Annotated in this window: 14 protein-coding genes and 1 pseudogene; 14 read left to right on the top strand and 1 reads right to left on the bottom strand. The window is 51.3% G+C overall.

What is annotated here, in order from left to right; all coding sequences use genetic code 11:
- The 14 genes and pseudogenes from HMPREF3139_RS10470 to cysS all read left to right on the top strand — a co-directional run.
- Positions 1-169, top strand: a 169-nt coding sequence (locus HMPREF3139_RS10470) for a YrhB domain-containing protein (RefSeq protein ID WP_283127004.1), incomplete at its 5' end; no start/stop codon positions are given.
- A gap of 117 nt (positions 170-286) precedes the next feature.
- Positions 287-480, top strand: a pseudogene (locus HMPREF3139_RS11360) (hypothetical protein); the annotation flags it as partial.
- Positions 481-685: 205 nt separating this feature from the next.
- Positions 686-1,486 carry an ABC transporter ATP-binding protein gene (locus HMPREF3139_RS02420; protein WP_070460246.1) on the top strand — a complete coding sequence of 267 codons (801 nt, stop codon included), beginning with the start codon at positions 686-688 and terminating at the stop codon, positions 1,484-1,486.
- Between the two features lie 65 nt (positions 1,487-1,551).
- Positions 1,552-2,328, top strand: a complete 777-nt coding sequence (gene mlaE, locus HMPREF3139_RS02415) for a lipid asymmetry maintenance ABC transporter permease subunit MlaE (protein ID WP_063069091.1) — start codon at positions 1,552-1,554, stop codon at positions 2,326-2,328.
- 49 nt (positions 2,329-2,377) lie between these two features.
- Complete coding sequence (gene mlaD / locus HMPREF3139_RS02410; RefSeq protein ID WP_070460244.1) at positions 2,378-2,872, top strand: outer membrane lipid asymmetry maintenance protein MlaD; 495 nt, start codon at positions 2,378-2,380, stop codon at positions 2,870-2,872.
- Between the two features lie 32 nt (positions 2,873-2,904).
- Complete coding sequence (locus tag HMPREF3139_RS02405) at positions 2,905-3,495, top strand: MlaC/ttg2D family ABC transporter substrate-binding protein (RefSeq protein ID WP_070460242.1); 591 nt, start codon at positions 2,905-2,907, stop codon at positions 3,493-3,495.
- A gap of 63 nt (positions 3,496-3,558) precedes the next feature.
- Positions 3,559-3,837 (top strand): STAS domain-containing protein, encoded by a 279-nt coding sequence (locus tag HMPREF3139_RS02400; RefSeq protein WP_036493932.1) that lies wholly within the window; start codon positions 3,559-3,561, stop codon positions 3,835-3,837.
- Complete coding sequence (locus tag HMPREF3139_RS02395; protein ID WP_070460240.1) at positions 3,834-4,661, top strand: MlaA family lipoprotein; 828 nt, start codon at positions 3,834-3,836, stop codon at positions 4,659-4,661. Before HMPREF3139_RS02400 ends, HMPREF3139_RS02395 begins: the two co-directional genes overlap by 4 nt.
- Positions 4,662-4,775: 114 nt before the next feature.
- Complete coding sequence (locus HMPREF3139_RS02390) at positions 4,776-5,138, top strand: hypothetical protein (RefSeq protein ID WP_003681812.1); 363 nt, start codon at positions 4,776-4,778, stop codon at positions 5,136-5,138.
- Complete coding sequence (locus tag HMPREF3139_RS02385; protein WP_070460238.1) at positions 5,138-5,521, top strand: acyl-CoA thioesterase; 384 nt, start codon at positions 5,138-5,140, stop codon at positions 5,519-5,521. Before HMPREF3139_RS02390 ends, HMPREF3139_RS02385 begins: the two co-directional genes overlap by 1 nt.
- Entirely contained in the window at positions 5,518-6,006 is a 489-nt protein-coding gene (locus HMPREF3139_RS02380) for a peroxiredoxin family protein (RefSeq protein WP_070460236.1), read from the top strand. Before HMPREF3139_RS02385 ends, HMPREF3139_RS02380 begins: the two co-directional genes overlap by 4 nt.
- Before the next feature lie 143 nt (positions 6,007-6,149).
- Positions 6,150-7,304, top strand: a complete 1,155-nt coding sequence (obgE, locus tag HMPREF3139_RS02375) for a GTPase ObgE (protein ID WP_070460233.1) — start codon at positions 6,150-6,152, stop codon at positions 7,302-7,304.
- Between the two features lie 60 nt (positions 7,305-7,364).
- On the top strand, positions 7,365-8,234 hold the full coding sequence (locus tag HMPREF3139_RS02370) for an EcsC family protein (RefSeq protein ID WP_070460231.1): 870 nt from the start codon (positions 7,365-7,367) through the stop codon (positions 8,232-8,234).
- Positions 8,235-8,244: 10 nt separating this feature from the next.
- Positions 8,245-9,666, top strand: a complete 1,422-nt coding sequence (gene cysS, locus HMPREF3139_RS02365; protein ID WP_070460229.1) for a cysteine--tRNA ligase — start codon at positions 8,245-8,247, stop codon at positions 9,664-9,666.
- Positions 9,667-9,747: 81 nt separating this feature from the next.
- On the opposite strand, the gene HMPREF3139_RS02360 is transcribed toward cysS, so the two are convergent.
- The coding region (locus HMPREF3139_RS02360) for a DapH/DapD/GlmU-related protein (RefSeq protein ID WP_283127003.1) at positions 9,748-9,996 on the bottom strand (249 nt) is incomplete at its 5' end.

Below are 9,996 nucleotides of genomic sequence, written 5' to 3'. Positions count from 1 at the left end.
GGGAATTTCGTTGTTAATAGTTGAATCTCATGTACGAGAAAATGATGATGGGTGGGTTTTCCCATATCAGTCAAAAGAATATTTAGAAACAATGGATATAAACAAATCTATTATTGGAAATTGGCCTATATTTGTTTCTAAAAATGGAGGAGTTCCTTCTATTCGTTGATTTAAGCCCATTAGCTAAGTCCGTATCCCACTAAATTTGAAACTATATGGATGAAAACAGACTCATAACGGGGGAAATGTATGGACCAACAGGACGCTTTAGGCACAGAGCAAAATAATGAGATTAAAGAAATATCCTTATAACTCTATAAGAGAGAGAAAAGGAAATTTATCGATGTTTTATTCTTTCTTTTCACAAAGAATTCAATATAGATATTGGATTAGCTGTTTCCTGTCTAAGCTCCCCCCCCAAAAAAAGTATTGATATTTGATAATAAAAATATTTTTATTAGATTTGATTCAGTTGTTTTTGTATTTCTATACAAATATACCTACAAAGCCGTCTGTATGTTTGACACAACACGCGACAAAACGACCGTAGCACCAACGCTTCTGCATTCTTTCACACGTTTTTACCCGTTATTCTTAAGCGCAGGCCGTCTGAAAATTGCCCGAATATCCAATACCCTTTACAATACCCGTAATTAAAATACATTTTTTGACACCCCTCTCCTGCATGAGTTCCACACCCTTCATCGAAATGAAAGACGTTGCCTTCGCATATGGCGACCGTCCTATTCTGAACAACATCAACTTCAGCATTCCACAAGGCAATTTCGCCGCCGTAATGGGTGGTTCAGGCAGCGGTAAAACCACGCTGATGCGCCTGATTACGGGTCAAATCCGCCCGCAATCGGGCAAAGTGCTGATTGAAGGGCGCGATTTAGCTGCATTTTCGGCGCAGGAGCTGTACGAACACCGCCGCCGCATGGGCGTTTTGTTCCAACACGGCGCATTGTTCACCGACTTGTCCGTCTTCGACAACATCGCCTTCCCTATGCGCGAGCTGACGGATTTGCCCGAAGCGGTCATCCGCGATTTAGTGGTGTTGAAACTGAATGCAGTCGGTTTGCGCGGTGTTGAAAATCTGATGCCTTCCGAGCTTTCCGGCGGTATGTCGCGCCGCGTCGCCCTCGCGCGTACGATTGCGCTCGACCCTGAAATCATGTTGTATGACGAGCCTTTTACCGGCCTCGACCCGATTTCGCTGGGCGTCATCGCCCACCTCATCAGCCGTGCCAACAAAGCCCTGCGCTCAACCAGCGTGATGGTAACGCACGACATCGAAAAATCGCTGGAAATCGTCGATCAAGTGATTTTCTTGGCACACGGCGAAATCATGTTCTCCGGCTCGCCCAAAGAAATGCGCGAACTCGACTCGCCTTGGGTACGCCAGTTTGTCGGCGGTTTGGCAGACGGCCCTGTCGCATACCGCTATCCGGCGCAAACGACTTTAAAACAAGACTTGCTGGGCTGATGTTCAGACGGCCTGAAGCTTAAACAAGGCCGTCTGAAAACCATTTAACCAATCAACTGAAACCTATGAATTTTATCCGTTCCGTCGGGGCAAAAACCCTCGGCTTCATCCAATCGCTGGGCAGCATTACGCTGTTTTTCCTGCATATCCTGGCCAAATCAGGTACGGCGTTCGCTCGCCCGCGCCTGAGCATCCGCCAGGTTTACTTTGCAGGCGTGTTGTCTGTCCTGATTGTTGCCGTGTCCGGCCTGTTTGTCGGTATGGTATTGGGCTTGCAAGGCTATACGCAGCTGGCAAAATTCAAATCCGCCGATATTTTGGGCTATATGGTTGCCGCTTCCCTGTTGCGCGAATTAGGTCCCGTATTGGCGGCCATCCTGTTTGCCAGCAGCGCGGGCGGTGCCATGACCAGCGAAATCGGCTTGATGAAAACCACCGAGCAGCTTGAAGCAATGAACGTGATGGCGGTCGACCCCGTGGCACGCGTGGTTGCGCCGCGCTTTTGGGCGGGCGTGTTTTCCATGCCTTTGCTGGCATCGATTTTCAACGTTGCCGGTATTTACGGCGCGTATTTGGTCGGCGTCGAATGGCTGGGTTTGGACGGCGGTATTTTCTGGTCGCAAATGCAAAACAACATTACCTTCCATTACGACGTACTCAACGGCTTAATCAAATCCGCCGCTTTCGGTGTAGCCGTTACGCTGATCGCCGTACATCAGGGCTTCCACTGCGTACCGACTTCCGAAGGTATTTTGCGCGCCAGTACACGCACAGTAGTGTCTTCCGCCCTGACCATCCTCGCCGTCGACTTCATTTTGACCGCGTGGATGTTTACCGACTAAAGGCCGTCTGAAACGACACTTAAAAAGAATGAAACAAGGACAATAGCACATGAAAAAAAATGCTTTGGAATTTTGGGTAGGACTGTTTGTCTTATTGGGCGCAGCCGCCATCGGCTTTCTCGCCTTCCGCGCCGCCGGCGGACAATCGTTCGGCAAATCCTCTCAAACCTACACCGTCTATGCCGATTTCAGCGACATCGGCGGCTTAAAAACCAACGCTCCGGTCAAATCCGCAGGCGTACTGGTGGGCCGCGTTGCCTCCATTCAGCTTGACCCTAAATCCTATCAGGCAAAAGTCGCCCTCAATCTGGACAGCCAATATCAGTTCAGCAGCGACGTTTCTGCACAAATCCTGACTTCAGGCCTGTTGGGCGAACAATACATCGGCCTGCAGCAAGGCGGCGATACCGACTCTTTGGCGGCCGGCGACACCATTACCGTCACCAGCTCCGCCATGGTTTTGGAAAACCTTATCGGCAAATTCATGACCAGCTTTGCCGAGAAAAACGCAGATGGTGAATCTGCCGGTCAAAACGAACAATAAACACATATCCACTCAATATTCAGGACACTATCATGAAAAAAACTTCTTTTATCAGCGCATTGAGCATCGGCGTATTAAGCATCAGCATGGCATTTGCCGCACCTGCAGACGCAGTTAACCAAATCCGTGAAAACTCCGTTCAAGTGCTGAAAATCCTCAACAGCGGCGATGCCAACACCGCACGCCAAAAAGCCGAAGCCTACGCCATCCCTTACTTCGACTTCCAACGTATGACCGCGTTGGCCGTCGGCAACCCATGGCGCACTGCAACTGACGCACAAAAACAAGCATTGACCAAAGAGTTCCAAACCCTGCTGATCCGCACCTACTCCGGCACCATGCTGAAATTCAAAAACGCCAAGGTCAACATCAAAGACAACCCTGTCGTAAACAAAGGCGGTAAAGAAATCGTTGTCCGCGCCGAAATCAACGTTTCCGGCCAAAAACCGGTCAACATGGACTTCACCACCTACCAAAGCGGCAGCAAATACCGCGCATACAATGTCGCAGTCGAAGGCGCAAGCTTGGTTACCGTATACCGCAACCAATTCGGCGAAACCATCAAAGCCAAAGGCATCGACGGCCTGATTGCCGACTTGAAAGCCAAAAACGGCGGTAAATAATCCACCCACACACCATGCCGCCTGATGTTCAGACGGCATGGTGCCTTACATCATAAAGACACCATGCAAACAGAAATCCGCAACGGCACGCTCTACATCAGCGGCGACGTTACCGTCAAAACCCTGACTGCCTCCGCCTTTGCGCGCTACGAACAACAATGCCGTCTGAAAGAAACAGACAGCATAGACTTCAGCCAAGTAGGCAAAGCAGATTCCGCCTGCGTTTCCCTGCTGCTCAACGCTCTGCGCCGGACAGACAAAAAACCGACCATTCAAAACATTCCCGATTCCGTCCGCGCACTGGCCGAACTTTACGAAATCAAAGACTGGTTGCAATCATGAAAAAAACCACCGCTTCCCTCTGCCTCATCATCAGCCTTGCCTCCGCTCCCGCACTTGCCGAACGCAATCCGGCCGACCCTTACGAAGGCTACAATCGCACCGTTTCCAAGTTCAACGACAAAGCAGACAAATACGTCCTTTCCCCTGTAGCACGCGGCTATCGCAAAGTAACGCCCAAACCGGTGCGTACCGGCGTGAGCAACTTCTTCAACAACCTGCGCGATGTTGTCAGCTTCGGCAGCAACGTGTTGCGCCTTGACATCAAACGCGCTAGCGAAGACCTCGTCCGCGTCGGCATCAACACCACCTTCGGCCTTGGCGGTTTAATCGACGTAGCCGGTGCAGGCGGCGTACCCAGCAATAAAAACACCCTCGGCGACACCTTCGCCTCATGGGGCTGGAAAAACAGCAACTACTTCGTCGTCCCCCTGCTCGGCCCGTCTACCGTACGCGATACCGTCGGCAACGCCATTACCACCGTCTATCCGGTTAAAAATGCCATCTTCCACACCAGCGCAGGACGCTGGGGTACAACCGGCCAGCAAGCCATCAACACCCGCGAAGAGCTCCTCGACCTGACCGACAGCCTCGAAGGCGCAGCCATCGACAAATACAGCTACACACGCGACCTTTACATGAAAGTCCGCAGCCAACAAACCGGCGGCACGCTCCCTCAAAGCGAAGACGACAACATCGACATTGATGACTTAGTGGACAGCAATGCCACTTCCGAACCGGTAGCACCCCCCCAATCTGCTCCGGCAGAAATCCCCGATACAGCCAATCCCCAAACCCTGTATCAAACACCATCAGAAAATCCCTGATTATTCCCAAAAATAAAGGCCGTCTGAAATTCAGACGGCCTTTATCCCCCAAAAGATAGCCAGTCCACCACCTTTGCTATATCATTCAACTATACAGAAACCAAGGAAAACACCATGTACGAAGTCAACCGCAGCGTCTTCCTGCTCATCCCCCTCGATCCTTTTTGGAACTGGCTGAAATCCCTGCCCGGCAATCACTTGGACGGCCTGACGCTTGAAGATATCCAAGCCGATGCCAATTCCTACCTCGTTCGCCCGTGCGAAACCGCCGACGAAGTATGGGACGAGATCGAAGCGCGTTTCGAAGATATTTTTGCTGCCGAATTGGCCGACTGGTGCGAAGACGAAAGCGAATGGCCTGATTTGGACGCCGACATTTTCAACGAATGGTTCGACATCCAACTCTCCACCGTGATTACCGACCTCGAACACGAACCAATCGCACGCGAAGAGTTCCAACCCATCAATCTCAACTGATGAAACTGACCGTCCGCAACTACCACCTCGACGGCTACGGCCACGTCAACAATGCGCGCTATCTCGAATTTCTCGAAGAAGCACGCTGGACGTTTTTCCAAGAGCATGACCTTCTGTCCGAACTCAAAGGCATCATGCTCATTGTTGCACGCGTTGATATCCGCTACCGCCGCCCATCGCTCGAAGGCGATGTTTTAACCTTCACAGGCCGTCTGAAAGACATCGGCACACGCCACATCATCCTCAGCCAAACCGCGACCCTGCCCAACGGCAAAGCCGCCATCGAAGCCGAAGTTACCCTTATGCCCGTCAGCAGCGAAAGCGGCCGCAGCATCAGCGTTCCCCAAACCTTAGCACACGCAATTCAAAACCTTACATCATGAAAAAAATACTCACACTCCTTGTCGTTGCCACGATCGGCGCACTTCTTGCCTTCGTCCTTATCCCCAGCAACAAAGCCGCCCCTGATTTTGCCCTGCCCGACCTGCAAGGCAAAATCATTACCAACTCCGATTTGAAAGACAAAGTTACCCTCATCAACTTCTGGTTTCCCTCCTGCCCCGGCTGCGTGAGCGAGATGCCTAAAATCATCAAAACCGCCCAAGACTATCAAGGCAAAAATTTCCAAGTCCTCGGCATTGCCCAGCCCATCGACCCTATCGAAAACGTCCATCAGTACGTCAAAGAATACGGCCTGCCTTTCACCGTCATGTACGATGCCGACAAAACGGCCGCAAAAGCCTTTGGCACACAGGTTTACCCGACTTCCGTCCTGATCGACAAAAACGGTAATATCCTTAAAACCTACGTTGGCGAACCCAATTTCACCCAACTCTACCAAGAAATCGACCAAGCCCTCGCCCAATAAATCCAAGGCCGTCTGAAACCACATTTCAGACGGCCTAAAACCGAAATATCCTTTATAATAAGCAACATTTTATCCGTTCAGACACCAAGCTCCTCTATCAACAAAGGTCGTCTGAAACAACCGAATACCCATAAGAGAACACCATGAAATTCATCGACGAAGCAAAAATCGAAGTCGCCGCAGGCAAAGGCGGTAATGGCGCAACCAGTTTCCGCCGCGAAAAATTCGTACCCCGCGGCGGCCCTGACGGCGGCGACGGCGGCAAAGGCGGCAGCGTTTGGGCAGAAGCCGACGAAAACACCAACACCCTCGTCGAATACCGCTTCGTCAAACGCTACCAAGCCAAAAACGGCGAAAAAGGCCACGGCTCTGACCGCTACGGCGCAGGTGCGGACGACATCGTCCTCAAAATGCCCGTCGGCACCCTCATCCGCGACCTCGATACAGACGAAATCGTCGCCGACCTGACTTACCACGGCCAGCGCGTCTGCCTTGCCAAAGGCGGCAAAGGCGGCTTGGGCAACATCCACTTCAAATCCTCCGTCAACCGCGCGCCCAAACAATCCACTCCCGGCGAAGAAGGCGAAACCCGTTCCCTGCAACTCGAGCTTAAAGTCCTCGCCGACGTCGGCTTGTTAGGCATGCCCAACGCCGGCAAATCCACCCTGATTACCGCCGTATCCGCCGCACGTCCAAAAATCGCCAACTACCCCTTCACCACCCTGCATCCGAATTTAGGCGTCGTGCGCATCGACGAAAACCACAGCTTCGTCATGGCCGACATCCCCGGCCTGATTGAAGGCGCGGCAGAAGGCGCAGGCCTAGGCCACCGTTTCCTCAAACACTTATCGCGCACCGGCCTGCTGTTGCACGTCGTCGATTTGGCCCCCTTCGACGAAGCCGTCAACCCAGCAGAAGAAGCCCTCGCCATCATCAACGAATTACGCAAATACGACGAAGAACTCTACGGCAAACCGCGCTGGCTGGTGCTGAACAAACTCGACATGCTCGACGAAGAAGAAGCCCAAGCACGCACCGCCTCCTTCCTCGAAGCCATCGGCTGGGATTACCCCAAACCAGACGACCGCTTCCAATTCGACATGGAAACCCCGCGCCTCTTCCAAATCAGTGCTCTGACCCACCAAGGTACACAGGAGTTGGTACACCAAATCAACCAATACCTAACCGAGAAAAAACGCATCGAAGCCGAAAAAGCCGAAGCGGAGCAGGCAGCGGCAAAAGCCGAAATTGTGGCAAATCAGCCAAAAACGAATACTAACGTTTTACAGGCTGAATAAAGTTTCAGGTGGCATTTCTGCGTGAAATCCCACCCAAAAATAAAAACAAAGGAAAATTTGATGAATCCAGAAAATATATTTGTTTCTTCTTCAAACGACACACCTATGGTGCAACAGGATTTTGACGAATTGAAACAAGCCGTTGCCCTGCTGACCAGTCCGTCATTAACTGCCAAAATGACGGCAATAGTCGGTTCGCCTGTGGAGTACCTATTAGACAAGCTACCCAAAGGTGCGGCAGACAAAGTTAATCAAATTATTCAGACAGCATTGCATAAAGTATTCGATGCCAGTGCATCCACTATGAATAGTGAGAAAACTGAAGCCTCTACTAAAACTCATAAATTAATGGCAGGCGTAACGGGTGCGGTTGGTGGTTTTTTCGGCTTCACTGCTTTGGCAGCCGAGTTGCCAATTTCCACCGCCATTATGATGCGTTCCATTTTGGACGTAGCACGCAGTGAAGGTTTCAACATCAACGATTACCAAACCAAATTGGAATGTATTGCCGTCTTCGGTTTTACCGTCAATGAAGACAAAGATGATGACAGCGCTGAAAGCGGTTATTATGCCAGCCGTATCGCATTGAGCCAAATCATGAACGTAACCTCAAAAGAACTACTTGTTTTGACACAGGGTACAACTGCCAAAGTGATTGACACTTCGGCTATCGGCAAAGCATTAGCTCAAATCATTCAGGCTGTTGCCACACGTTTGGGCGTTCCGCTTACCGAAAAAGTGGCAGCGCAATTAGTTCCTGGCATCGGTGCAGTTGCAGGTGCAACCCTAAACGTCATGTTTACTGATTTTTATCAAGACATCGCTCGCGGACATTTTATTGTCAAACGCTTAGAAAGCAAATATGGCGAAAGCCATGTCCGCCAGCAGTTTAATCTGATTCGTCATCAAAATATATTATCATCACAATAACCTATTGAATATGCTAACCATCTACAACACCCTCACCCGCCAAAAAGAACCCTTCGCCCCCATCGACCCTAAAAACGTGCGTATGTACGTTTGCGGTATGACTGTTTACGACTACTGCCATTTAGGTCATGCCCGCGTGATGGTTGTGTTCGACATGATTGCCCGCTGGCTGCGCGAGTGCGGTTATCCGCTCACTTATGTGCGCAATATCACCGACATCGACGACAAAATCATCGCCCGCGCGGCTGAAAACGGCGAAACCATCGGCGAACTGACCGCGCGTTTCATTCAGGCTATGCACGAAGATGCCGATGCTTTGGGCGTATTGCGTCCAGATATTGAGCCGAAGGCGACGGAAAACATTCCGCAAATGATTGCCATGATTGAAACCCTGATTCAAAACGGCAAGGCATATCCTGCCGCAAACGGCGACGTTTACTACGCCGTGCGCGAGTTTTCCGCTTACGGACAATTGTCGGGCAAATCGTTGGACGACCTGCGTGCAGGCGAGCGTGTAGAAGTGGACGGTTTCAAACGCGATCCGCTTGATTTTGTATTGTGGAAAGCGGCCAAAGCAGGCGAACCTGCATGGGAAAGCCCTTGGGGTAACGGCCGTCCGGGTTGGCATATTGAATGCTCTGCCATGAGTGAAAACCTGTTCGGCGATACTTTCGATATTCACGGCGGCGGCGCGGACTTGCAGTTCCCGCACCATGAAAATGAAATCGCCCAAAGCGTCGGTGCCAGCGGTCATACCTGTGGCCACGACCACGCGCAAACCCATCACGGTCAAAGCATCGCCAGCCACGTCAAATACTGGCTGCACAATGGCTTTATCCGCGTGGATGGCGAAAAAATGTCCAAATCGTTGGGCAACTTCTTCACCATCCGCGAAGTGTTGAAACAATACGACCCTGAAGTCGTGCGTTTCTTCATCCTGCGCGCCCACTACCGCAGCCCGTTGAACTACTCCGACGCGCATTTGGACGACGCAAAAGGCGCACTGACCCGTCTGTACACCACGTTGAAAAACACTCCTGCGGCTGAGTTTGATTTATCTGAAAACGCCAACGACTACACCCGCCGCTTCTACGCCTCCATGAACGACGATTTCGGTACGGTCGAAGCGGTTGCCGTGTTGTTTGAGCTGGCAGGAGAAGTGAACAAAACCAATGATGCGCACCTCGCCGGCTGCCTGAAAGCTTTGGGTGGCATCATCGGCCTGCTGCAACGTGATCCGATTGAGTTTCTGCAAGGCGGCGCGGTTTCAGACGGCCTGTCCAACGAGGAAATCGACGATTTGATCGCCCGCCGCAAACAAGCGCGCGCGGATAAAAACTGGGCGGAATCCGACCGTATCCGCGACCTTCTGAACAAACACAAAATCATTCTGGAAGACAACGCCGGCGGTACAACTTGGCGCCGCGGCTAATTTGATTTGATATAAAAAGGTCGTCTGAAAACATTTTCAGACGACCTTTTTATATCTGGTTGAAAACCGTGATGTGTGTACTTAATCTTCTAACAGGTTCTTCTTGATGACCGCAGGATTCCCAGCAGCGACGCAATACGGCGGCACATCTTTAGTTACCACAGCCCCTGCGCCGATAACCGCTCCTTTGCCTACTCGGACACCGCCCATAATAATCGCGCGCCGTCCGATCCAAACATCATCCTCAATCACAATCGGAGACCTTTGCAAAAAAGCCCTTCCCCAACAGCCGAAATCCAAACACAGGTTTTCGGCTGTTTTTGTTTCAAA

Source organism: Neisseria sp. HMSC15G01 (genome assembly GCF_001808255.1).
Classification (GTDB): Bacteria; Pseudomonadota; Gammaproteobacteria; order Burkholderiales; family Neisseriaceae; genus Neisseria; species Neisseria subflava_A.
Note: the sequence above shows the minus strand (reverse complement) of the source record. Positions and strands in the feature narration are given on the sequence as shown.

What these genes read in the sequence shown, in the direction of transcription:
- HMPREF3139_RS02400 (WP_036493932.1), top strand. Translation starts at nt 3,559, where the DNA reads ATGCAAACAGAAATCCGCAACGGCACGCTCTACATCAGCGGCGACGTT.
- obgE (WP_070460233.1), top strand. Translation starts at nt 6,150, where the DNA reads ATGAAATTCATCGACGAAGCAAAAATCGAAGTCGCCGCAGGCAAAGGC.
- mlaE (WP_063069091.1), top strand. Translation starts at nt 1,552, where the DNA reads ATGAATTTTATCCGTTCCGTCGGGGCAAAAACCCTCGGCTTCATCCAA.
- HMPREF3139_RS02420 (WP_070460246.1), top strand. Translation starts at nt 686, where the DNA reads ATGAGTTCCACACCCTTCATCGAAATGAAAGACGTTGCCTTCGCATAT.
- mlaD (WP_070460244.1), top strand. Translation starts at nt 2,378, where the DNA reads ATGAAAAAAAATGCTTTGGAATTTTGGGTAGGACTGTTTGTCTTATTG.
- HMPREF3139_RS02385 (WP_070460238.1), top strand. Translation starts at nt 5,138, where the DNA reads ATGAAACTGACCGTCCGCAACTACCACCTCGACGGCTACGGCCACGTC.
- HMPREF3139_RS02380 (WP_070460236.1), top strand. Translation starts at nt 5,518, where the DNA reads ATGAAAAAAATACTCACACTCCTTGTCGTTGCCACGATCGGCGCACTT.
- HMPREF3139_RS02395 (WP_070460240.1), top strand. Translation starts at nt 3,834, where the DNA reads ATGAAAAAAACCACCGCTTCCCTCTGCCTCATCATCAGCCTTGCCTCC.
- cysS (WP_070460229.1), top strand. Translation starts at nt 8,245, where the DNA reads ATGCTAACCATCTACAACACCCTCACCCGCCAAAAAGAACCCTTCGCC.
- HMPREF3139_RS02405 (WP_070460242.1), top strand. Translation starts at nt 2,905, where the DNA reads ATGAAAAAAACTTCTTTTATCAGCGCATTGAGCATCGGCGTATTAAGC.
- HMPREF3139_RS02370 (WP_070460231.1), top strand. Translation starts at nt 7,365, where the DNA reads ATGAATCCAGAAAATATATTTGTTTCTTCTTCAAACGACACACCTATG.
- HMPREF3139_RS02390 (WP_003681812.1), top strand. Translation starts at nt 4,776, where the DNA reads ATGTACGAAGTCAACCGCAGCGTCTTCCTGCTCATCCCCCTCGATCCT.